The organism is Edaphobacter acidisoli (assembly GCF_014642855.1).
Taxonomy (GTDB): domain Bacteria; phylum Acidobacteriota; class Terriglobia; order Terriglobales; family Acidobacteriaceae; genus Edaphobacter; species Edaphobacter acidisoli.
The window spans coordinates 1-21,487 of sequence record NZ_BMJB01000005.1 but is presented as its reverse complement, the minus strand read 5'-3'; the positions used below and the strand labels follow the sequence as shown (position 1 = coordinate 21,487).

Sequence of the window (21,487 nt, the reverse complement as noted above, 5' to 3'; positions counted from 1 at the left end):
GAAGATGAATTCTCAGCTCAAAGTGGTCTATAGCGCCGCTTCGCGGATCATCGGAGGGTTCGCAATTTTCTTGCTCATCGCAGGATCTGCTTTACCCGTATCGCTTGTTGCGCAGACATTCACCATTCGACTGGTAAACGGGAAAACTGGCAAAGCCATGCCCAACAGAAAAGTGACTGTAAGGTGGGGGGATGGATGGAAATCGTCGGAGGTCTCCATAGGTAAAAATGGGACGGGTTCCCTAGAAATGTTGCCTGGATTTCAGCAGTTTGTACTGATCGTGGGGCCAAAACCCGGCAATGAGCCGTATAGGCTCGCGTACATCAACTGCAATGAACCTGCTATGACGATGATCCAGGTCAAGCAAGTGTTAGAGACCGGTGTGGTTTTAGTAAACAAATGTGGCTCCCACACGGCGGTCTCCAAGCCGGGAGAGATCGTCTTCTGGGCAATGCCGAAACCCTGGTGGCTCCCTGACTTTCAATAGCTTATTGGTTCTACGTTGAGGTCTACGCTTAAGAGGGGTATGGTGTTTGCGCAACCGCCATAGAGTTTTCACGGACCCACTTTACCGGCAAAGAACGAGATAGTGAGAGCGGACTGAATTACTTCGAGGCTAGATACTGTGGCTCGAGCATGGGTCAGGTCAGTGGTACATGTAGTGTCCACTAAAAAAATCGTGAACACTACATGTCAGAGTATGGGTATCGGTCTCAAACAGCTCTGGAAGTATCAGTGAGATGAAGAGCGAAGTTCCAGGGCAGGAGTTCTTCGATACGGGTCACGGGATGGTCAGCGATACGAGCGAGGACCTGGCGGAGATAGAGCTCCGGGTCGAGCGAGTTGAGCTTGGCTGAGCCGATCAGGGAGTAGAGCGCGGCAGCCCGTTCCCCGCCGGCGCGCTACTGCCGGCGCCTCAGCTAACCCTGCTCCGCTTCCGTCATATAGACATCTTGATGTCCACCGCATCACCTGTCCATCCGGCCAAGACCATCCGCTTGCAGCGTAGGGGACGAGGGGCGCGGAGCTATACGCCGCCATTGTGCAAGAGGTCTGTAGCAAACTTTGCGGTGGCGTAACCTCCCCTCGCGGGAGATTTACGCGTCTGCTTGGAAAAGCAGCTTTACACGCTATCGAGCAAATCAGAAGTGGCAGCGGCTATCCACTGAGCGCTGTCTCGTTGGCGCTCGCCCGTGTGCTACATTGGCCGCAATCCCTGCCAGTCTCGGTTGAACGGTTGCGATTTATATGGAATAGCCTAAGCTCGTCTCGAGAGGACGAACAGGAACGCCGATGAGTTTCTGCTCATCGTCCATATGCAGGCGGTTTTTATGCGGATTCCGGCATTGACGATCGACATCTTGGTGGCGGTCGTCGCTCTGGTGAAACGGAGGACATATGTGCTGGCTGGCGAAGAGCTGTCGTTGAGTGCCTCGGCAGTCCATAAGCGTGTCCGCACGGCGGAGAACCTGCTCGGCCGGCGTCTGTTTATCGGAACTGATGAAGGTATGTCACTCACCAAAGAGGGGCAGATATTCTATGCAGACGCGACGCGGACAGTGGAACAGGCGCTCCTCGCAGAGGAACGGATGAAATCTTTCGCTGGGTTGGATGCGAGGCGTCTTCTTGTTGGTCACTCAACCTATTTGCCGCCGCCGCTTCTGGGGTTCCTGATGCGGTTCGAAGGAATTGAAAATACTACGATACGCATTAGGCACTGCCCCGGCCTGACGGCAGCGCTTGTCGGGCGAGTTGTGGATGGAACGCTCCATGTGGCCGTCGGCGAGTTGCCATTTGCTCATCCAGCATTGCTCACCCGTCAGCTGTCCGAGGAACCGGTAGTAGCGTGCGTTCCGAAATCTCACCCGCTCGCGCTCAAGCCTCTTGTACGATTTGAGGATCTTGACGACGTGCCCGTTATTGCGGTGGGGCGCGAGCACTCGCCACAGCAATATGAGGAGGTCGAAGAATACTTTGAAGGCTCAGGTGTGCGGCTAAGGGTTGTGGCTGATGCGTTTGGTCCGCCCGAAGCCCTCCACATGGTGGAGCAGAATGTCGGTATCTGCCTGCTTGGCGCGTCTTCCGCAAGAAACTCCACAGTGATCTCGAAGCCCTTGCCTGCGCGGACATTGACGAGAAAGATCGGAGTTTACGTAAGAGAGGATAATCGGCATCCGGCATTGAGCGAGTTCGTCGATCTGTTACTGCGCAAGGCTACTTCAAGGCAGGAGGGGCATTCCAGGCAATCTACACCCGCGCAGCGTAGACACCACTAATGTTTATGGTCGATGGGGTGTTTCAGAAGGCGCTATATCGACAGCGCCACATCTTTTCGTACACAAGGAGGTCCCTATGGGTAACGCCCCTTTTTAGATTTCCCAGAGGTCTCGGCGAAGGTGGTAGAAAGCGTGCGCGTTTATTTGAATCCGCCAACCGGGCGCGAGGTGCACATTGAGTTCACCGACGGCACGGCGCTGGCGATCGAGATCGATATCGCAGCTTCTGTTAGTGGGAGATACTACCGAACCAATCAAGGTGACATTGAGGTCATTCAGGAGCGCCGCGATCCAGCTTCTGAGCCTTCCGGCACTTGAAGATTGAACCGACCGACCGGATTCCGTTACGCCTTGAGAGATGCACGATGATGTCGAGGCAGCTTCTGACTTCCTGCTCGACCATGGCCAACGCAGCTCTACTTCCTGCCCGCGAAGCAAGCTGGGCAAGCCGGCGGATTGCCTCTTCCGGGCCATTGGCATGGATTGTCGCGAGCGTGCCGCGATGGCCTGTGTTCATAGCATCGAGGAGAGTTCGGGCCTCAACTCCGCGCACCTCGCCGACGATGATCCGGTCGGGCCTGTGCCGCAGGACAGCCTTGAGCAGATCATCGAAGGTCACGTGGCTGTGGTGTGTGTCGATTTGAGATTCCGCCGAAACAACATGTCGCTTGCGGATGTGGAGTTCCGCTGTGTCTTCGATCACCAGGACGCGCTCGTGGTCCGGGATGGCGTCCGCAAGGACGTTCAGGAGGGTTGTCTTTCCAGTGCCCGTGCCACCTGAGATGAGGATGTTTTTGCCATTGTGGACAGCCTCGGACAACGTTACACCCTGGCTTGTAGCCACCATGCCCCGCTCGATGAGATCGCCAAGACTAAAATTGCGCGAGGTGAATTTGCGAATCGTCATCAGAGGCGCGGGATGGACGATAGGCGGGATCATTGCCGCCATGCGACTACCATCGGGAAGGCGAAGGTTTAGGATCGGGGAGTCCTGGTCGAGTTTTTTGCCAAAGCGGTTGGCGATGACCTCTAGACCTGTTTGTAGTGCTCCATCGTCGAACCGGATGCATGGCAGCAACTGGATCTCACCTGCCTCTTCAACCCAGACGGAGGAGTCGGGATTTACCATGATCTCGGAGACGGTCTCGGCTTCGAGCAGGTGCTTGATCGGTCTAAGAAACGGAAGGATGATCTCAAAGCTCACTCGCGCATCCTTTTGGGGTCGAATGCGATCCGTTCCTGCTCGAACCAGGTCATGGTGACGGGCAGGAAGTCCGGTTTGAGGTAACAGTAGGTTGGGGCCAAAGGCGTAATTCCGTCGAAGGCGACGGCGATGGACTGGGCATTCTTCAGTTCAAAGAAGGCGTTCTCATCGAAGAGCGGTTCCTTATGCTTCTGGTACTGCTTGGAGGCGGAGACGGAGCCGCGGCTCGATAAAGTGCGCCCACTCAGCCATCCGACGTTAGCATTGGAACTGGATTCTGAGACCGTGTAACTGATGCGGGTCTTGTCTATCTTGCCGCACAACTCCGACGCATAGCGCGCCGTGTCCGGGTCCGAGGTGGAGAGGAATATCTTCGTGCGGAAAGCCTGGAGCAGCGTCTTGACGCCTTCATTAGGCAGAGCCTCCTTGAGCGAGGAAATGCTTTGCGTCGCGACGATGGGGATGCACTTCGGTTGACGGGATAGAGACAGGAATCGCTCGTCACCAGTTGGGGTATCACCGCCGACGGTGGCAAAGTTCTGATATTCATCACACAGGAAGACGGTAGGCCGAAGGTGTCGCTCCGACTCATCCTCGATCCGTGGGATGCGTAACAGGACGGCCCGCTGATAGTCCACCTTCATTAGGGTGCCGATGATCCTGGCGAGTGCCGGATTGAGCGCTGCAGGGAAGTTGAGTCCGACTACTTTGCCCAACTCGATCAGTTCATCGAACGAAGGGAGCACAGCACCGTCAGGATCAGAGGCGCAAGGCCTCTCGTCGTAGAGTTCTTTGGGCGGGCAGAAGACACGGCGCACCTGAGGATCGGTCTCGAACAGGGAGAGGAAGACGGCAATCCCCTGAATGATGGAGGTCTTGACCTCGGAACGAAAATATTTCCAGTGCTCCCAGTACCAGTAGTGAACGCTCTTCCAGCGCTCCCACAGGGCAGTATCGTCTAGCTTATGTCTATATATAGATGCCGTAATTGCAGTTTTCTGGAGGATCGTGGTTTCCAGTTCTACGGTCCAGCGAGCGACGTGTTGGCCAAGCGCCTGGTCCCAGACAAAACCATGTGGTGACAGGATTGACTCGTATGCAGAATAGTCATCGTGTTTCACGCTTACGAAAGAGCGTGCAGTGAAGCGCCGTCCCGTGACGATCAGCATCTCTTCGAGTGATCCCGAGCTGATGACGGTACGGGAAATATCCAGCATGGTCACGTAGCCGTCGCGGACATGGTGAAGCATGATCACGTAGCGCACAAGGTCGGTATAGGACTGCTGCCAGAACGGTTCCTTGCCCTTGCCCCAGATGGCTGTGATGACCGAGGCGATGTTGAACGCCTGGGCGTAAGGGTCAAGATCGTTGTTGAGCGGGTTGTAACGGACGTTGCCGGTGAGCGAGACCTCGATGTAATCGTCGGCCCGGCCATAGTCCGCAAGTATCTTCCGCGCCTGACGGCAGAGGTCGCCTTTGACCTCAAGAACGATGCCTGACAGTTTGTGGTGTGAGTCATCGGCACGATACGCGAAAAGCTGACGCATGGCCGGCAGAATGAATGCCTGGGTCTTTCCGGATCCGATGGCGCCGACGACGCAGACGCCCGTATAAAGTCCTTCCTCCGGGATTGAGAGCCAAGCGGGAGCCGCCGATGGTTGCGGCTTCAACTGCTGATGGACTTCACCGGCAACCAGAAACAGGCTCCGACGAAGTTTAGGATCGGGATAAGGAGGCAGCGCCCCTGCGTCCTTGTCTGGACGCGGTTCGTACAGGTGGATATAGGCTAGTGAGCACAGAATGGAGAAGGTAAGGAACGGAGTGCTGTAGAGAAACAGCCTGTAACTCCCAACGAGTCCCTCGAAGATGAGAGGACACTCAAGTGCGACGAGGCGCAACAGAAAATCGGCACCGCGAACCGGATAGAGACTCTGGAGGACAATACCGGAAGCTACACTCACTCCGAAAGTAATGAGCGTTCGATGCTCGATCACCGGATGTAGCAGGCTGCGGAGCTTTGCTGTTACGCTCATTCTGCAGCCTCCTTCTCGGACCGAAGGGAGATGTCATTCGCCTGCGGCAGGGATCTCCGAGCTGGCTTCGTAACTAGGTTTGTATCCTTCGAGAGCATAGCAACAGACTCCACCTTGTGCTTCTGGAAGTCCTCGCTCTGCGCGATTGCGAATTCGAGTAGGAGATTGACCAGATAACTCAGGTCGTTCTCCGACCATTCGCACATCAGCGCCAGGTCGTCGGCAACGGTGCCGTTGATCGTCGCCTTCAGCGGTGCGCGCCGGACTTTGCTTGCGCCTCTTCCGATCTTCAATTTGCTCATCGCTGTTCTCCTTTGGTCAGTGCTTTCGGACAGTCTCAGTACTCAGTCAGTACCGTCCCGGTACTGCATCTGCCCTTTGACAAAACGTGGACGGGAGCGACGAGCGAGGCATAAGCCTCCAGCGACAGCCCGTCAGGGCGGGTCGCTCCCGCCCACGTTTTACCCACTGCTCTCTGGTTGGTCTTCGATTTGTCTTGGAAGACATAGACTTATGGCTCTCCTTTTCTTTCAAGTACGAACCTTCTCGGAACCCTTAGGCTCACTGCGTTGCATTTGGGGATAGATGTAGTTCAGGAGCAGCGTTGTAAAACGCGCTTGAAGCGGAACGTGGTGTTTCCGACGATCCGAGTGCATCGCATCGTTGAAGAGCCCAGGTTTTGGGAAGGATTCGTTTGCGAAGACATCCCAGAAGGCGGTCTTTACGGCAGCGAAATTGAAATCCGAGCACGCGACGTAGACGACCTCGAAGTTGTCGAGTGCGCGCAACAGTGGTTCAGCAACGGACAGATATCGGAGGAACTTGTCCGCACCGGACAGTCCCTCATCAATGAAGGCAAACCGAACTGCCGACTGGGTAGGGCGTGTTCTGTCCGCCAGCGAGACAGGAGAGGTGAGAAGCAACGGATCGAGGGTGGTCTCCAGTATCCCCGAAGAGACCCTCCTGATCTCGCCGAAGAAGCGCAACCTTTCGGCACCGGTTGCGACGAAGTGGTCACCTTCGTTTTCGAGGATGTAGTCCAGAGCCATGAGCTGTGCGCGGACCGCAGCATCACCCTTGATACGGCGGAGCTGCGACTCGGGATCACCGAGCAGACGATAGATGGTGCGGGAACAGACATGATAGACATGCCAGCCTTGCGGGTAATCAATCGATTCGATGTGCCCGAGCTCACGCGCCCTGGCCAGAAGGCGCATGGCGATCGAGCCTTTGTTGCGGTCGATAAAGTAATCGAACTGGCGGCGAAGGAAGTAGCCGCAGTGCGCGGCCACAAGGTAAAGAAATGCGGCTTCCCGCTCCGTATAGCCCAACGCTTCAAGCGCGAGGATGGGATCGGCAACCATCGTCATAGCTCCAGGATGCGTTTCATCAGGTGATGGTCGTCCTCGATGCGCGCGGACAGGGTCGCGCGGTCGGAGTGGGATGCGTACACATGGAATCCGGCTTGTGCCTTGGCGCGAAGATGGCCGGGCCGATAGGCGGCGGTCAGGACCTCGATGTCTTCATGCCCGGTGCGCGCACCCTGGCCGAGATCATCCGGCTTGACTTCACGGTCGAACTCGATGCGAACATCGGGAACCTGGATTGTTCCGTTCACAAAGGGAAGATCAAAACGCTCGGCAACTTCCTGCTTGATCGCGCTCATCTCGCGTTGCGGGCGAGCTTTGCGTTCGGCGTGGATCGCTTTCTGTATCTCAGCTTTCAGCTCGAAATCGAGTTTCACGCGAAGATTCGTGCCGCCAGAGCTCTCAATCCGCTCCGCGTGTTTGCGGTAGGCACGATAGATTTGAGTGTCGTGTTCGACTTCGCGCGGCTTGACCAGTCCGGAGTAGAGCCTCTGATCGCGCGGCAGACCTCCAACCATGTGGGCCAATGTTCGGCCCTCATTGGTCAGAACAACGACTTCGATCCGGTCAACTCGTCCGCCGCGGCCATCGCGGCGGGCGTTGACGGTATCGATCTCAATCAATCCCTTCTGGCGCAGGAATGCGAGGTCGCGTTCCATGCGCGAGCGCCGGTTGTTGTAGACCGTTTCCGCAAGATCGTCCGTTCGAATGACACGAAAGCGCCCGACCTCGACAACGACCTTCTGCTCCTCTTCACGCAGCGAAAGGCCGATGGCTTGGAGCGGCAGAGTCTCTCTGCGGGGACGCCGGTCCGGAGCAATCCTGCGCTGTTCAGGTTCCAGGGGACGCTCCTGTTGACGCGGATGGTCTCTCGGGACCTGCGGCATGATGTGGCGCTCTGCGGCAGCAAGAGAGTCTCGCCGCCGCTCGACGGGAGATGGTTCAAGGGAGGGAGTGGATCGTTCTCCGTCCAGCGGGCGGCGTCGAGGAAGCTCCTGGGGAAGATCGAGCTTCATCGCCGGGCTCCCTTTTCTTCATCAGGAAAGTCGAGAACTGGCTGCGACGGTGCTGGAGACTCTATTCTTAGTTGCCCGCAGATGATGGTGACTTCATATTCGGAAGGGTCGCCGAAGGCTTCCATCCTGCGTTGCGCGGCCTCCCTGGCAGCGCGGACGCGCGCGACATGGTCGAAGGTGCGGTCTATATAGGTTTCATCGCCGAGATCTTCGTCATGCTGGCGTGGCCGTTCCCGCAATGCGGTCGTGCTCTGTTCACTCTTCCTTGAACTGCGCGGCGATTTCTTTTGAGAGTTCGGAGTGTCCACTGTGTATCTCCTGGTCAAGATGTTTGAGCTTGCGGCCGGTGTCGCGGAGGAAGAACTTGCGCTCAATCCAGATCACGAGGCCGAGGATGTTGGCGAAGAGCAATGCCGCGTAGCGCAGGATGCCACCGAGGTAGTTGTGCAGAATGAGGGCGCGCCATGGCACGAGGAACCGTAGCTCGTGCATCAGCCAGAAACCGAGCGCGAGGAAGATCAACGTGGCGACAAAGAATGCGTTGGCGAGCATCGGACGTCACTCTCCTGAAAGGCGACAGAGAGGTGGTGAGCACTCTCTGCCGAGATGGAGGGGAGAACGCGGCTTATGCCGCGTTCTCCCCAGGGATCGGATCGCCTCCGGTTGACGTGGTGGCTGAGGAGGCAGGTGGTGTGACCTTGCGGACATTGCCGGCGTGGATCTCCCAATTGCGACGTTTGACCGTCACACCATCGGTGATGCAGTCGAACTCGGACGAGCATAGCTCGCCCTGGGCTTCAACGTGGTCGCCTTTGCGGAGGGCTTTGGCTGACTCAGCCGATTTGCCGAAAACAACGATGCGGTGCCACTCCGTGCGGCCCACCCAGTTGTCGCCCTTCTTGTAACCAGACCTGGTCGCGAGCGAGAGAACGGTGACGGTCTTTTGCTGCTTCGTCTTGAAGCTCTCGGCGTCCTTGCCGAGATAACCCTTCAGCGTGACTTTGTTGGTGTAGAGTGCCATGATGTTTCTCCTATTTGGATTTGCCCCGGGATCGGCCTCGGGACACCCATGCGCGAAGCGGCGCGCAGGTGCCCGCTCCCAAGGCCGCAGGCGTGTCTTTCTGAGGAGGCTCCGAAGACAAAATCTCGCCCGTTCTTTGGGCCGGAGCCGTAGGGAGATTTTTCTTGGGAAACCCAGACCCGAAGGGCGGAACGAAGCAGAACGCCAAGTTGCCGTCGGGCGCGGGAGATATACCGAAGCGAGTGGTCGAGGGTGAGGACGGGGAATCCAGGAGAGATGGCTCCCGAACAAACACACGCTCGAAATGGGAGACAGCAGGATGCCGCAGCACAAGAGAGATAAGCAATGAGAACGACGGCACATCGTTACTCCTCGAATGCCTGGTCCTGGTGGATGTAGGTGATGACCAGACCGAGCGGGTTAGTGAGGAGCATCGCATTCGGTACCTGACTGCGGAAGTCGTAGACGACGTTGGCGGTCCAGCGTTCCCTGCGTTGCTCCTCGTGACTTCCGGGCGAGTAGAAGACCTTCTCGAACTCGACGCGGGCGCGGTAGGGCGACTGCCGCGTGTCTTCAAGCACAACGGCACTGATCTCGATGTCCACGTTCGGAGCGCCGGGATCAAGCAAGAAGGCCTGAAGCGTCTTCTCGTTGTTTACGCGCGCCATCGTCGATGCCTGGAGATCATCCGAAAGGAAGCTCAGGGATTCGGCAAAGTCACGCTGGAGCGTGGCATGATTGCGTCCGTAGTAGAGCTCGGCCCAGCGGGCAAGATAGTACTTGCTGACGCGCTCGACGGGAATATGCGAGAAATCCGTATAGGCGACGACCTGCCCGCGGCCGGTGTCGGCAACGGAGATAATCAGCGGCTTCAGATGCAAGGCCGAAGTTTGAGCGCGGTAGAGCAGCACAAGCATCACCACGGTCACTGCAGAGAGCACCAGGAGAGCAACCTTCAGGTAAGAGTTCGCGACGACCGGTTCGGAGTAAAGCTCCAGGAATCTGCGCCCCGCATCAGTCGTTCGAAGTTCGTGCTTTCGCTTGGTCATCGTCAGTCTCCCGTGGGGTTGACCCAGGTTCCGGTGCGTCCGCTGAGGATGGCCGCGGTCAGTTCAGGAATCTTGAATAGGCCAAAGATGCAGACGAACAGCGTGATCATGAGGGCGGGCAGGATGGTGAAGGCGTTCGAGATGCTGATATTGCCGATCGCCTCGAACATCGAGGTCAGCACCTTGGCAAAGACGAAGATGAAGGCCGAGGCAATGACCTGATAGAAGCTGAAGCCGAGGAAGGCCTTGAACCATCCCCAGAAGAGCCAGTCGAGCTTTGGAACGATAAAGAAGGGGATGAAGATCGGCCCAATCAGCACGCAGACAGCCGAGGCGACATAACCGTAGGCGATCACGGCGAAGGCAACGGCTTCCATCGCGGCCAAAAGCACGGCAATCAACAGGAAGACCAGGTCCTCGAAGATACTGAAGCTGCCTGGAGGTGCGCCGAGCTGCTCTTCCTCGTTCGTCACGGCGGTGACGATCTGCTGGGTCTGGTCGGACTCGATCTGGTTCGAAAGACTGAGAGCCTCTTTCGTAATCAGGTCGCTGAAGCTCACGCCCATTCCGGGGATGGGTGATGAGTAATAGGTCAGCATCCCCAGTCCGAACGCGATCACGAGCACGAGATCGGCGAACTTGGCGAAGTGAAAACCGCCGTGTCCCTCGGAGGCGGACAGGGCGGCTTTCACACCGAACCATGCGATGAGGATGACGGCGAGGCCACGGAAGATGTCGAGTCCTGTAGCCTCAATCGCGGGACTATAGGACGTGAGCAACTGGCTGATGGCCTGGCCGAGATAGGTAAAGGGGTTCTGGGGCATGGCTCAGTGTCCTGACGGGCTCAAGGAGATGGAGTGGATGGAACCGCTCACGCCGCCGTTGACGTTGCCGGCGACGGCTGGGAAGTTCTGCTCGAAGTAGATGGCTTGATTGATGGCGCGGTTCCGCGCATCGATCTGCTGCTTCTGTGCCATGAGTTGCTCTTCGATGGAAGCCGCGAGCAGTTGATTGGTGTCTTGTTGGGAGTGGATCTGAAGCAGAGTGGCGGCGTTGATCCGGGCCAGCAGCGCGCTCTCGGTCTGCTCATTGGGATCCGTCGAATAGGTATCGGATTCGAGATTGGCGAGCTTCAGCGAGAAGGCCTCGGAGTTCGAACGGATCGAGCCGAGCGTCGAAAGCGTATTGGTGGTTGTGCCTTGGGCCAATTCTGAGCTGGCATATTGGTTGGCGACCATGGCCTTGGTTGCGGAATCAAGCGCAAAGTAGCTTCCCGCAGGATACGGCTGTACTTGAACGATGGCCTTGGTGTATGCCGCGGACGCAGATGCCGGACTGCCGATGTTCAAGGCGTTGATCCAGGCAGAAGTATTGCCATAGGTGTTAGGAGCGGAGAGATTTGTCCACTGGGCAAAGTCAGCCTTGTAGCGCGCCGCAAGGTTTGCGGGCACGCGGGACATCTGATATGCGAGGTTGTAGGCAGCAATGATCTGGTTGCGCGTCTCAAGCGCAGTCGTGTACGTCTGTTGCATCTGGTGAAATTCATGGACGGCATTGGCGTAGTTCGTCGGGTCGAAGACCGTCCACTGGGCATGGGCGAAAGGCGCGAACGCAAGCAGCATGGTGAAAGCAAGAAAGCAAAGTCTTCTTCGAGTCATGGTGAAACCTCCTGGATGGGATTTGTCTGAATCAGATATTGCCCGGCACGGTATGGTTCTCGTAGGCGGGCAAGAGCAGGTCCTGGGTGATGTAGACCTTGATGCGATGGCCTTCTCGAATCGTGATGGTTGGCGGGATGTTGACGAAGCGGTCGAGCACCTCGGCGCTCGATTGCGAGAGACTTGAAGCGATCCCCGCTCTGTAGGCTTCGCTTCCGGATTGGTTGTAGCCCTGGTTGGCGTTCGTGGCCTCGGCTGCGCCGGCGACGAGGCCAAGCGCGATCGATGCGCCGAAGATTTCGGCGTAATGGTTGTTCACCTTGCCCTTGAGTCCGGTGGCCCCGGACTGATCGAGACCGTGGAACTGGTTGAGATCGACCGAATAACCATCGGGCATGATGAGCCGGTGAAAGGTGAGCGCAAGGCGCTTCTGGCCAAGCCCTGTGACCTTCTGTACTTCACCAAGGATGAAAGTGCCTTCGGGAACCAGCAGGTGTTGACGGTCCTGGCTGTAGACGGGATCGGTCACCATCACCTTGACCGGTCCGGTGAACTCTCCATCGAGACGATTGACCAACACGGTATCGACCGTCGTGCCCTCGAAGATGACATAGGGTTGGCCGTGCGCGGAGTTGATATTGACCTCCGCCGGGTGTTTCAGCACAGTAACGGCATCGGTCCTTTCAACGGGCTCCGAGTCCAGTGGTCGGATGGGATTGTCATGAACTGCTGCGTTTGTTTCCTGCGATACACGAGCACTCGAAGACACAAGATTCGAGGCAAACCGAGACTTGAAGGCCAGCGCCTCCTCCGCATCTCGAACCGGATCACGTGGCGGTTCCGTAGCGGCAGCCGACGGCGCGACGGGCAGTGCTGTGCCACTTTGAACAGCAGGCGCACTGCTAGAGGCGGCGTTTGGGTTGGGAACAGCGGAAGCCGTGCTCTGTGTCTGTTGTTGCTGCTGGCTTCGGCGCTGGTCGGCGCTCAAATCCTGCTCCAACTCCTCGATCTTCCGCTGGTTCGTGTCCGTGGATACGGCGAGCGGTGCAGGCGAAGCCTCTTGAACAGCAGACCGGGCGTGGTTCTTGGAGAACATCACGGCCAACAGGACCATGGCCGCGAGTCCTGCCACGATATAACTCTGGGCCTGTCTGGGCACAGCACCTTCCGGTCTCGTGCGCTTATCTCGCAACACAGGCGCTTCTTCCGGCAACTGCGGAGACTCCAACGGAGTGATCTGCTTTTCGTCGGCCATCGTGGTCTACCTTTCCTTCCGGTGAAACGCTAACCGGTGTCTACCGATCTGGAGATAGCCCTGCTCCACGACCGTAGGCAGGATGTAGGTGCCGTCCTTCAACTGAAAGGTGATGAGGTCGGGCCTGCCGTCCTTGACTTCGTAGACAGCAAACTTCTCCGCAGCGGAAGACCTGATGTAGGTGAAGCGGTCGTCGTGATAGATGGCGGAGACGCCGAAACGTTTCTCGTTGTGGAACTCGTAGTCGAAGTGCAAGTCCTGGGTCGGATATGCGGCGCGGAACTGCTCGATCTGGGCTGCCGCATGCTGTGCGGCGAGCTGTGCCTGGGCTTGCGCCATCTCCACCGCACTCGCAGGTACGAGCTTGTCCGCTGCGTTCGTGGGGGAAAGCGACGAAGCATCAGACGGCTCGATGACGACCTTCAGGTCGGGATCGCCTGTCTCAACATCGTCGAGCGTGAACGAGTAGACGTTCCCTTTGTCAGTGATGAGGTTGAGGTCGGAGTGAATGCCTTCCTTGGCAGGATGCAGGAAGCAGTAGTTGCCTACCGTATCGATGATCCAGAAGTCTTTGTCGCCTGTCGCAGCTTCTAGGATCTTCTCGGTTGAAGGCAACTGAATCATCGTGGTGTAGCGCATCTTCGCGCGTATGCTCACGATGTCGTTAGCGTGATAGTGGACGATACGGGCGGACTGTTGTCCGTGGGCAACAGTCGCAACCAGGCCCAGTACCAATGGATAGATGGCAGAGCGGTTCATTGGTTCTCCTCGTTTTGTGCGGGGTTGGGATAATCCTGGGCCAGGCGCAGAAGTCCCTGCTCCGGGCCAAAGCGGGCAAAGTATTCTTGCTTACGCAGGTTGTCGCGAGAGTTGTTGGTGGCGATCCAGTAGGTCAGCGCATCGACTTCGAGGACGAGCTTTTTGGTGCGTTGCGGCTGGATGAAGAGCAGATCACGCTTGGGAACAAGCGATTCAAGCAACTCAAGCTGCGTGTCATTCAACTGAAAGACCCTGGCATAGAGCTTCCGGTCGATGTTCGGGTTGGCGAGGAAGATCTTAGTGGGACAGGGCTCGTTGACGATGTCGAGCATCCCGGAGGCAGCAAGTTCGACGACAGACTGTGTCGCCAAGACCATCGCAGCATTCTTCTTTCTCCAGGTCTTCTCGGCGCGCGTGATCCACTCACGAATGGTTTTGTTCTTCAAAAAGATCCATGCCTCGTCGATCACGAAGGCTTTGAAGGTCGCGGTGTTTTCCGGCCTCTCGATCTCCGCGGAGGCGCGTTGTAAGACATAGAACAGCAAAGGTTCGAGCACATCGGGGTACTCGCTCCAGCCATCGAAGTTGAAGGTTTGGAAACGCGAAAAACTGAGCGTGTCTTCCGCGTTATCGAAGAGATGGCCGAACTGCCCTGCTCGTGTCCAGCGATGCAGACGCTCGCCCAACGGTCCAAGAATGGAAGCAAAGTTGGTCAAGGTCCTGAGAGCGGGCGGCAGCTTGTAGACGCGCTCGATTCCGGTAAAGAGCGCCTTCTCGTCCTGGGTTGCAAGTTCGTAGCGTCCACCAGACTCAATCAGCACCTTCAGAAACAGGTAAAGGAAGTTGAGGTTCTCATCCGTCACTTCCAGTGAGAAAGGATTGATCGAGAACGCTGGATTTTTCGGGCCAACGTTCAGGTAGGTTCCACCGAAGACGCGCGTCAGTGCCTCGTAGCTACCGCCCAGATCGAAGATGAAGGTCAGCGGGTTGTATTTCTGGAGCGACTGCAGGAGAAAGGAGAGCGCAAACGACTTGCCCGAGCCTGTTGCGCCAAGCAACAGCGTATGGGCGACATCGCCCGAGTGCAGGTTCAGATAATAAGGTGTGCCATGCACAGATTCGAGCACGGCGAGGTACTCGCGTTCGAGATGCGTATTCCACCGGGAGCCGGGGTCTACCGTGAACAGGAACGAGAGGTCTGCACAGTTGGAGTTCAATGCCCATTGCTTGCGAAGATTGAATTGCCGGTTGCCCGGCACCGTAGCGAAGAAAGCATTCAGCAGGTTGTAGCGTTCTTCATAGAGCAGGCCATCGTGCTGGGTGAACAGTTTCTGAAACTCAGCTACGGCCTGGTCCACCTTCCGCTTTTCTTCGTCATAGATCACCACCGTAAGGGAGAACTCGCCGAAACTCTTGCCTTCGATGCCAATCGCAGTCAGGGCAGCGCCCAGTTCTGCGATAGCGGCCTCTTTTGAGTCATCGACCAGCTCATCGCGCGGGCCAGCGCTCTGCCTGTCCGCGAGGTTCGAGACGAAGCTCGTCTTCGAGTTGTGATGGTGCCGCCGGCGCGAGGCGATCTCCCTGCGGGCCTTTGCGTTGTCAACGGGGTGCCACTCCGTTACGACATGGAAGTTGGCCTCAACGTCAAGCAACCCATTGAGGAGCATGGGCCTTGTCTCGCTTGGCAGCTCCTTTAGGGTAAGGACGCGCACGTAGTCGTCATCGACCCGGAGGTACCCGCGATGGGCGTCCAGTTCGGAGTCGCACACCTGCCAGTCGAGGTTGCGGAAGTCGCACAGTGTAGCTGCTTCAATCTTGGAGGGGCGGAAATTGACGAGACGCCGGACGAGCCGGAAGGTCCTCTCCGCCCCTGACAGCCCGACCGTGGTGAGGTCGCTGAGCTGTCCACTCAAACTCTGGACTGCATGTTCGAGGCGCAGCCGGTCGCGCTCGATCTGTTCGTGAAGCAATACACGCTCTTGGCTGCTTGAGAACAGAGCACGCAAATCGCGCAGCGCAGCGCGTGGCTGCTTCGGCAACCAAGCAAGTGTGCGCAACAGCCCCGCCTTGCGATAGCCTCCATCGATCATGACAACCCAATAGAGGTCAATCGAATACAGCCGGTCCGCTTTTGCTTCAAGGAAGGCCGCGCGCTGTTCCACAACGGCGCGCACCAGCGGGTCTTCGTAAGTCCCATGTGGGATGACTGGCCGGTTGCGCTTCAACAGGATCTGATAGAGCCGCATCCTGTCATCGAACAGGCGCAGCGCACCTTCGAGGCGTTTGACGGCGTAGTCGCGTCCGGCATGGTCGAGGCTCTCGTAGTCGATGCCGCCGATCTTGAGCACCATACCCAGATCGCCTGATTTGGTCAGGAAACAGTGCTCGTCCCAGAACCCATAGAGATTGATCTGAGCAGCGAAGGAACCGGCCTCCTTCCACTCCCTCGTGATGTCCTCAACTTTGAACATGGTGGCCTCGGATCGTGATCTCAGTGGTGTCCGGCTTCATCGGGTCATAGCGTCTGCGGAATCTGGCGGAGTTCATCAAGACCCGCAGTATTTCCACGTCATGTTTCGTCGCCACGCGCGCAACAACAACACCGGTGGCGAAAAGTGCGATTCCTCCCAACAGCGAGTGCATGAGAGAGAAGATCGCGCCACCAGCCAGCAAGGCGACGAAGAACAGCCTTCGCTCCGCGCCAAGAATGGTCAGCGGGCGATTCATCGCCTTGTAGACACGGTTCTGCCGACGAGTGCTTTCCGCCATCACTTTCTCCTTGTTGTTCTTTGCATCAATCAGGTGCTGCCGGCGGATTACGGAAACAGCCAGGCCATGAAGTTGACCGCGCCGATGGCCATGCCAACGCCGAAGATGATTCCGGCCAGCATCCGCTTCGACTGGCCTTCGCCGTAAGCAAACATCAGCCCACCGACCACGATGGCAACCAGGCTCAGGCCGGTTGCGATCGGCCCGGTGAAGGCGTTCTTGAGTACGTTGACGGCGTTGTCCCACGGGTCGCCGCCTGCGACGGCTTGCGCATGGGCTGGCAATGCCAGAAGGAACATCAACGACGAAATAGCAAGCCGGCGGAAGGGCAGGCGGCGTAGGCGGCGCATCTTGGTTCTCAGAAAGATCGGCATAGGCTCCTCATGGTTCAATCTGTCCGCAGTCGAGCAGTAGCTCCCGATGCGAATCACTTGTGTGAAGGTAGAGCCGGAATGCACACATCTGTTCGGAGAAGATTTCCGAGCGATGGAAGAATCTTCCACACGGCGTCGAGAGAGTTGTGGCATACTGCGCGGCCTCGGCCGCGCAGCCCGTCGGGCGGGCGAATGTGGCCTCCCGCGCAGGCGGGAGCACCTCGAAAAGGGTGGGTAAGACGGGCAAGAAAAGACGGAGTCTGCGGCTACAGGCTCCGTCCAAAGGATTCAGGTTGCTTTTAGGCTGCCTTCGCCTTTTTTGTTGGCTTTTGCATGGCCTTTCCTGCGGGCTTCTTGGCCGCGTGTGCTTTCGCTTTTGCGGTGAACTCCTGCTTCACCTTGAGTGCAATCGCGTCCACATCCACGCGGTAATATTGCGCCGCGTCCTTGAGCGCATTGCCCGTGTTTGTCCGGTCGGCGTTCAGGATGACGAACTCAACCAGCAATCGCCCGAGTTCGCCCTCGTCGGCCCGGCGAAGAAACGCCCCAAGCAGCTTCGTAATCGAGTCCGCCTCCTTCGTCTTGTGGATGGCATGATTGCGTGCCGCAATCTCCTGCCGCCGTTCATCCAGAATCGCCAGCATCCGCTCGGCAAGGAAGAGCAAATCGCGCTTCATCAGCCGCACCGGAACCGCCGCGGTGACGGCGGACAGCACTCGCAAGCCCGTCGCATTGGCAATCGCCTGTTCCATCCGCGCCTTCTCCTGCCTGGCCTTCTCGGCTGCGTCGGGAGCGGCCTTCTGCCGCTTCTGATGATGCACCGTACACGCCGGGTCAGCACAGATTCGACGGAGTTCTCCCTTGTCGATGCCATCCGCAATGATGGCCTCCGTCATCGACTTGCAGGTCTTATACTCCGGCCAGTCCTTCTGCCCCTTGTCCGTTGGTTTTCGTTCTTTGATTTCGACATAGTGGTTGCGAGTTAATGCTGTGCCGCCTTCCTCCGGTCGTCCATAGGCAGTCGTGATCTGAACCAGCTTCGGCTTGACAGCAATGCTCTTGGCTACATACGCGTCCAGCTTGCTGTGATAACAGGCAGGATCGGTGCAGGCATCCTCCCTGACATCGGCGAAGAGTAGTTTGTTGTGGCCTGTCCGCTTGGGACAGTCGAGACAGCTTCCCGCAGATGGAACAAGTGCGGCGTCCTTCGTGTCGAACGGCGCGAGTTTCAGGACGAGCAAGACGTTCTGCTCAATCCACTCGTGCAGATGGCGCACAGGTAGCAAGATACGCTTGCCCTTGCTGCCCGCGCCCCAATCCTCGCGGTAACAGGCGTTGAGTGCGTCTTCCTGCTCTGCCGCTGGCAACTTCGCCAGTAGCAGTGCATGACCCACGCCGATCTCTTCTTTTGTGAAGGCGTCGATGGCAACCGCGCATAGCTCCGTCAGCTTGATGCGCTGCGCAACGTAGGCAGACGACTTGCCCGTCTTCGCCGCAATCTGCTCGATGGAGTACTTCGGCTCTTCCAGATTCAGCAAGGCGCGAAAACCCTGCGCTTCTTCGAGCGGGTGCACATCCCTCCTCTGGAGGTTTTCGATTAACTGTGCTTCCAGTGCTGCGGCGTCCGACAGGTTGATAATACGGACAGGAACCGTCTCGACTCCCGCCATCTGAGCGGCACGGAATCGCCGCGCTCCTGCGACGATCTCGAAGCTGCGTTCGTTCAATGGCCTGACAAGCAAGGGAGACAGGACGCCCTGGCTGCGAATGCTCTCGGCCAGTTCTCTCAGTGCCGCCTCTTCAAAGATGCGGCGCGGGTTGGTCTTCGACTCCGTAAGAATCGAGAGTGGAAGGTTGCGATATTCGGTAGACATCGTGTGTGTATTCGACATAAGTGTTACTCCTTATCGGTGAACATGCGTGGATGGGGAGAGCGGACAGCCGTTGGCCGTCCGCCCAAAAGACGGCGGCCAGCTAGCTGGCAACTGCCAGTTCGTCGCCGTGTTGTTCCTGCTCTTCTAGCTGGGTATTCGTTTCGGGCTGCGCTTCCAAAGCACCGAGAATCACCGCAGAGGTCTTCTGGATGACCTCAAGGCTCTCTGCCAACAGCGAAGCGTTGCCGTGATAGAGATGGATGTAATCGGCTGATGTCGTTCCAGCCTCAAGCCCCACTGCCTTCCCCACCACAAAGGCAATTGCTTCTGCTTCGGTCTCGCGGACGATCTTCGTTGTCTGCGTCCGGCGCTCGGCCTTGTGCAACATCTCGTGCGCCAGTTCATGTACGAGCGTCGAGAACTCCTCGGCTTTCGACTGACCCGGCAGCAGCGCAATCCTGCCGCCGTAGCTCATGCCCAATGCCGGAGCGATGTTCTCGGTGAAGACCAACTCGATGCCCTGCTGCGCGATGAAAGCAAGCAGCCGTTCGCGGTTCTCCCCAACGTCGCCCGTGATTTCGCGCATGGCCGGAAGCTCGGCGCCATCGGTTTGGTTGATGTCGAAGACATAGGCAGAGCGGAAACCAACCAGTACGGCACGATTTTGCTTCGTGAGGTCTTTCTCGGCCTCCTCCTGCGGCTTGCGCTTGACCCCGACAATCGGCGCGAGGATGCGAATGCCCTTCTCGCCTTTCTTTACCCTGCGGCCAAGTTGGTTCCACGCATACATGCCCGCCACCCGTGTCGCATCGGGTTTCTGCCGCGCAATTTCGAGGATGTTGCCAAACGAGTAGTTGTGAAACCGCCCCATTGCGTTGAGGTAAGCCGTCAGCGCATCGCTGTGTCCAGCCTCAAGCTGCGCGATGAGATGCTGCACATTTTCTTTGACCAACTGCTGGGCGGTCGGAGGCTTCCGGTTCTCTTTGCCGGAAGCCGGGTTCGTGCCGCTGGTGCTGGTTGAGCCATTACTGGCGGTGAAGGCTGCGCCGTTGCCGTTGTGGTTGCTGTTGCTTGGATATTCCATTACTTCGTCCTCTCTGTCTGCCCGGTGGGCGTTTTTTGTTTCTCACCAGCGCAGCGAGACAAAAACGCCCCGCCGGCAGACAGAGGACAACAAGAAAGCGAGGGTGGGGAGGACGGAGTGTCGGGCGCGCCAAGTGCCAAACACGTTTCATCGTTTGGCGCGTGGGCGGCGCTGGCCCGAACGGACTCTACAAGGCACGGCTTCTGTGCCGTCCACCCTCGCGGCACGAAGTCGCAGTTTCATTCACGGATCCTGGGGTCAGGCAGCTTTTGGCTTGGACGATTCGGAAACGAGACGGAAAAATCTTCCGGCTAAAGCGACAGCGCCACCCTTACGCTTCATTTCAGGAAGTGAAGGCGTGCCTTGAATGATTAATCACGTCGTTCGATGACGAGCCGAACAGAAGCAGGAAAGGCGTAACAGTGCAAACCGATACGTTCGTATTTGAGCCTCTCATCTCAGCCGTTGATGCTGGCAGATTGCTCGGGGTCCACCCGGTCACTATTCTTCGATGGGCCAGGGAAGGACGGATTCCTCATCGAAGACTGGGCAGAAAGGTCAAATTTCGCAAATCTGAGCTCGATCGGTGGCAAACAACGCTCTACACTGAAAGTGCCGTTCGTGTCGCCCAACCAACAGGAGAAGGCACATGAACTTACGACGAGTACGCTATCAGCAAGGTTCTTTGAAAATCGAGAAGAGGAACACGGGGGAAGATGTATGGATATACCGCTGGCGGGAGTATCGCACAAACGGGACATCTACATACAGGAAGAAAATCATTGGCCCGGTGAGCGAACTTCGCACGAAGACAGCCGCTCAGAAGGCCATAGAAGGGCTGGCACTAGACATCAATGCCACCGTGTCAGCCATACCCGTAAGCCACACGGTTGCTGAACTCATAGCCCATTACATTGAAGTGGAGTTGGGGAGCGACAGGCATACAGCAAGAGTGCATCAGGTTTATAAGCACAACCTGAATGACATCATTCTGCCTGAATGGGGAAGTAGTCGTTTGCAGGACGTGCGACCTATTGCAGTAGAGCGGTGGCTTGGGAAGATGCCTTATGCGCCTGCGACGAAAACCAAGGTAAAGGGTGTATTCGGTACGCTGTTCCGGCATGGGATGCGCTACCAATGGGCGGCAACCAACCCTATTGCATTGGTGCGGTGCAGCAGTAAGCGCCTTGAAGTACCAGACATTCTCACACCGGTGGAGATTCGCGGCATCCTTGGCGAACTCTTTGCGCCTGCCCGGACTGTGACCATGCTGGCGGCCATCACGGGTATGAGGCGCGGTGAATTGTTCGGCCTGAAGTGGGAAGACCTCGACTTTGAGGGGCGGACTATCCGTATCGTTCGTAGCTTGGTTGACCAGATCGAGGGTCTGCCAAAGACGGAGACCTCGCGTAAGCCCATGCCGATGTCTGACGAGCTAGCAGGATCCCTCGCAAGCTGGCGTGAGCAGACCGACTATGCAAAGCCCTCAGACTGGGTATTTGCAAGCCCGATATCGTTTGGCAAGCTCCCCTATTGGCCGGACATGCTGCTACGTCGGCATATCCTGCCAGCAGCAAAACGGCTGGGCATTCATAAACGAATCGGTTGGCACACCTTCAGGCGTACCGCTGCTTCGCTTCTGGTGGCCTGCGGCTCAAGCGTGAAGACCACGCAAGAGTTGATGCGTCACGCTACCGCAGATATCACGCTGGAGCTGTACGCTCAGGCCGTCTCCGAGGACAAGCGAG

The 21,487-nt window shown here is 57.5% G+C and carries 22 protein-coding genes and 1 pseudogene; 5 read left to right on the top strand and 18 right to left on the bottom strand.

The genetic code is table 11. From position 1 onward, the window contains the following. Window positions 1–4: 4 nt before the first annotated feature. Window positions 5–487, top strand: a complete 483-nt coding sequence (locus tag IEX36_RS17040; protein ID WP_188760788.1) for a hypothetical protein — start codon at window positions 5–7, stop codon at window positions 485–487. 226 nt (window positions 488–713) lie between these two features. On the opposite strand, the pseudogene IEX36_RS17035 reads toward IEX36_RS17040, so the two are convergent. After that, window positions 714–899 (bottom strand): annotated as a pseudogene (locus IEX36_RS17035) (transposase domain-containing protein); the annotation flags it as partial. 432 nt (window positions 900–1,331) lie between these two features. Between IEX36_RS17035 and IEX36_RS17030 the strand changes: the two are divergent. Further along, the gene (locus IEX36_RS17030) at window positions 1,332–2,276 is read left to right on the top strand and encodes a LysR family transcriptional regulator (protein WP_188760787.1); all 945 of its coding nucleotides are present in this window, start codon (window positions 1,332–1,334) and stop codon (window positions 2,274–2,276) included. Between the two features lie 271 nt (window positions 2,277–2,547). Here the strand turns inward: IEX36_RS17030 and IEX36_RS17025 are convergent, their stop codons facing one another. The 5 genes from IEX36_RS17025 to IEX36_RS17005 all read right to left on the bottom strand — a co-directional run bounded on the left by IEX36_RS17025 (window position 2,548) and on the right by IEX36_RS17005 (window position 7,896). Next, entirely contained in the window at window positions 2,548–3,480 is a 933-nt protein-coding gene (locus IEX36_RS17025) for a TadA family conjugal transfer-associated ATPase (RefSeq protein ID WP_188760786.1), read from the bottom strand. Beyond that, window positions 3,477–5,513 (bottom strand): type IV secretory system conjugative DNA transfer family protein, encoded by a 2,037-nt coding sequence (locus IEX36_RS17020; protein ID WP_188760785.1) that lies wholly within the window; start codon window positions 5,511–5,513, stop codon window positions 3,477–3,479. Before IEX36_RS17020 ends, IEX36_RS17025 begins: the two co-directional genes overlap by 4 nt. Then, window positions 5,510–5,815, bottom strand: coding sequence for a hypothetical protein (locus IEX36_RS17015; protein ID WP_188760784.1), 306 nt, complete (start codon window positions 5,813–5,815; stop codon window positions 5,510–5,512). Before IEX36_RS17015 ends, IEX36_RS17020 begins: the two co-directional genes overlap by 4 nt. 228 nt (window positions 5,816–6,043) lie before the next feature. Further along, window positions 6,044–6,877, bottom strand: coding sequence for a hypothetical protein (locus IEX36_RS17010; protein WP_229669097.1), 834 nt, complete (start codon window positions 6,875–6,877; stop codon window positions 6,044–6,046). A 2-nt stretch (window positions 6,878–6,879) separates the two neighbouring features. After that, on the bottom strand, window positions 6,880–7,896 hold the full coding sequence (locus IEX36_RS17005) for a hypothetical protein (RefSeq protein ID WP_188760782.1): 1,017 nt from the start codon (window positions 7,894–7,896) through the stop codon (window positions 6,880–6,882). A 71-nt stretch (window positions 7,897–7,967) separates the two neighbouring features. Here IEX36_RS17005 and IEX36_RS17000 point away from each other — a divergent pair, with 71 nt between their 5' ends. Next, entirely contained in the window at window positions 7,968–8,165 is a 198-nt protein-coding gene (locus IEX36_RS17000; protein ID WP_188760781.1) for a hypothetical protein, read from the top strand. Here the strand turns inward: IEX36_RS17000 and IEX36_RS16995 are convergent. From IEX36_RS16995 to IEX36_RS16940, 12 genes are all read right to left on the bottom strand, one after another. Further along, window positions 8,152–8,448, bottom strand: a complete 297-nt coding sequence (locus IEX36_RS16995; RefSeq protein ID WP_188760780.1) for a hypothetical protein — start codon at window positions 8,446–8,448, stop codon at window positions 8,152–8,154. The genes IEX36_RS17000 and IEX36_RS16995 overlap by 14 nt on opposite strands. Window positions 8,449–8,521: 73 nt before the next feature. Continuing rightward, window positions 8,522–8,917: a single-stranded DNA-binding protein gene (locus IEX36_RS16990; protein WP_188760779.1), complete on the bottom strand. Its 396-nt coding sequence runs from the start codon at window positions 8,915–8,917 to the stop codon at window positions 8,522–8,524. A gap of 365 nt (window positions 8,918–9,282) precedes the next feature. Beyond that, window positions 9,283–9,966, bottom strand: a complete 684-nt coding sequence (locus IEX36_RS16985; RefSeq protein WP_188760778.1) for a VirB8/TrbF family protein — start codon at window positions 9,964–9,966, stop codon at window positions 9,283–9,285. A gap of 2 nt (window positions 9,967–9,968) precedes the next feature. Beyond that, on the bottom strand, window positions 9,969–10,790 hold the full coding sequence (locus tag IEX36_RS16980; RefSeq protein WP_188760777.1) for a type IV secretion system protein: 822 nt from the start codon (window positions 10,788–10,790) through the stop codon (window positions 9,969–9,971). Between the two features lie 3 nt (window positions 10,791–10,793). After that, window positions 10,794–11,624, bottom strand: a complete 831-nt coding sequence (locus tag IEX36_RS16975; RefSeq protein ID WP_188760776.1) for a DUF4141 domain-containing protein — start codon at window positions 11,622–11,624, stop codon at window positions 10,794–10,796. Window positions 11,625–11,655: 31 nt separating this feature from the next. Further along, window positions 11,656–12,879, bottom strand: a complete 1,224-nt coding sequence (locus tag IEX36_RS16970; RefSeq protein ID WP_188760775.1) for a TrbI/VirB10 family protein — start codon at window positions 12,877–12,879, stop codon at window positions 11,656–11,658. Window positions 12,880–12,885: 6 nt separating this feature from the next. Further along, window positions 12,886–13,638: a TrbG/VirB9 family P-type conjugative transfer protein gene (locus IEX36_RS16965; RefSeq protein ID WP_188760774.1), complete on the bottom strand. Its 753-nt coding sequence runs from the start codon at window positions 13,636–13,638 to the stop codon at window positions 12,886–12,888. Further along, window positions 13,635–16,109 (bottom strand): VirB4 family type IV secretion system protein, encoded by a 2,475-nt coding sequence (locus IEX36_RS16960; protein ID WP_188760773.1) that lies wholly within the window; start codon window positions 16,107–16,109, stop codon window positions 13,635–13,637. Before IEX36_RS16960 ends, IEX36_RS16965 begins: the two co-directional genes overlap by 4 nt. Beyond that, a complete protein-coding gene (locus IEX36_RS16955; RefSeq protein WP_188760772.1) occupies window positions 16,096–16,407 on the bottom strand; it encodes a VirB3 family type IV secretion system protein in 312 nt (103 codons plus the stop codon). Before IEX36_RS16955 ends, IEX36_RS16960 begins: the two co-directional genes overlap by 14 nt. 47 nt (window positions 16,408–16,454) lie before the next feature. Continuing rightward, window positions 16,455–16,781: a TrbC/VirB2 family type IV secretion system protein gene (locus IEX36_RS16950; RefSeq protein WP_188760771.1), complete on the bottom strand. Its 327-nt coding sequence runs from the start codon at window positions 16,779–16,781 to the stop codon at window positions 16,455–16,457. 299 nt (window positions 16,782–17,080) lie between these two features. Next, the gene (locus IEX36_RS16945; RefSeq protein ID WP_188760770.1) at window positions 17,081–18,673 is read right to left on the bottom strand and encodes a ParB/RepB/Spo0J family partition protein; all 1,593 of its coding nucleotides are present in this window, start codon (window positions 18,671–18,673) and stop codon (window positions 17,081–17,083) included. An 82-nt stretch (window positions 18,674–18,755) separates the two neighbouring features. Beyond that, window positions 18,756–19,739, bottom strand: a complete 984-nt coding sequence (locus IEX36_RS16940) for an ArdC-like ssDNA-binding domain-containing protein (protein ID WP_229669096.1) — start codon at window positions 19,737–19,739, stop codon at window positions 18,756–18,758. Between the two features lie 422 nt (window positions 19,740–20,161). Between IEX36_RS16940 and IEX36_RS17740 the strand changes: the two genes are divergently transcribed. Both IEX36_RS17740 and IEX36_RS16930 read left to right on the top strand, forming a co-directional pair. Beyond that, window positions 20,162–20,392 carry a helix-turn-helix domain-containing protein gene (locus tag IEX36_RS17740; protein ID WP_373283057.1) on the top strand — a complete coding sequence of 77 codons (231 nt, stop codon included), beginning with the start codon at window positions 20,162–20,164 and terminating at the stop codon, window positions 20,390–20,392. Continuing rightward, window positions 20,389–21,487, top strand: a 1,099-nt coding sequence (locus IEX36_RS16930; RefSeq protein WP_188760769.1) for a tyrosine-type recombinase/integrase, incomplete at its 3' end; no start/stop codon positions are given. The genes IEX36_RS17740 and IEX36_RS16930, both read left to right, overlap by 4 nt.

Coding starts and splice junctions, on each gene's coding strand:
- IEX36_RS17030 (WP_188760787.1), top strand. CDS start 1,332: ATGCGGATTCCGGCATTGACGATCGACATCTTGGTGGCGGTCGTCGCT.
- IEX36_RS16955 (WP_188760772.1), bottom strand. CDS start 16,407: ATGGCGGAAAGCACTCGTCGGCAGAACCGTGTCTACAAGGCGATGAAT.
- IEX36_RS16970 (WP_188760775.1), bottom strand. CDS start 12,879: ATGGCCGACGAAAAGCAGATCACTCCGTTGGAGTCTCCGCAGTTGCCG.
- IEX36_RS16950 (WP_188760771.1), bottom strand. CDS start 16,781: ATGCCGATCTTTCTGAGAACCAAGATGCGCCGCCTACGCCGCCTGCCC.
- IEX36_RS16990 (WP_188760779.1), bottom strand. CDS start 8,917: ATGGCACTCTACACCAACAAAGTCACGCTGAAGGGTTATCTCGGCAAG.
- IEX36_RS16940 (WP_229669096.1), bottom strand. CDS start 19,739: ATGGAATATCCAAGCAACAGCAACCACAACGGCAACGGCGCAGCCTTC.
- IEX36_RS16960 (WP_188760773.1), bottom strand. CDS start 16,109: ATGTTCAAAGTTGAGGACATCACGAGGGAGTGGAAGGAGGCCGGTTCC.
- IEX36_RS16965 (WP_188760774.1), bottom strand. CDS start 13,638: ATGAACCGCTCTGCCATCTATCCATTGGTACTGGGCCTGGTTGCGACT.
- IEX36_RS16975 (WP_188760776.1), bottom strand. CDS start 11,624: ATGACTCGAAGAAGACTTTGCTTTCTTGCTTTCACCATGCTGCTTGCG.
- IEX36_RS16945 (WP_188760770.1), bottom strand. CDS start 18,673: ATGTCGAATACACACACGATGTCTACCGAATATCGCAACCTTCCACTC.
- IEX36_RS17005 (WP_188760782.1), bottom strand. CDS start 7,896: ATGAAGCTCGATCTTCCCCAGGAGCTTCCTCGACGCCGCCCGCTGGAC.
- IEX36_RS16980 (WP_188760777.1), bottom strand. CDS start 10,790: ATGCCCCAGAACCCCTTTACCTATCTCGGCCAGGCCATCAGCCAGTTG.
- IEX36_RS17020 (WP_188760785.1), bottom strand. CDS start 5,513: ATGAGCGTAACAGCAAAGCTCCGCAGCCTGCTACATCCGGTGATCGAG.
- IEX36_RS16985 (WP_188760778.1), bottom strand. CDS start 9,966: ATGACCAAGCGAAAGCACGAACTTCGAACGACTGATGCGGGGCGCAGA.
- IEX36_RS16995 (WP_188760780.1), bottom strand. CDS start 8,448: ATGCTCGCCAACGCATTCTTTGTCGCCACGTTGATCTTCCTCGCGCTC.
- IEX36_RS17015 (WP_188760784.1), bottom strand. CDS start 5,815: ATGAGCAAATTGAAGATCGGAAGAGGCGCAAGCAAAGTCCGGCGCGCA.
- IEX36_RS17040 (WP_188760788.1), top strand. CDS start 5: ATGAATTCTCAGCTCAAAGTGGTCTATAGCGCCGCTTCGCGGATCATC.
- IEX36_RS17010 (WP_229669097.1), bottom strand. CDS start 6,877: ATGGTTGCCGATCCCATCCTCGCGCTTGAAGCGTTGGGCTATACGGAG.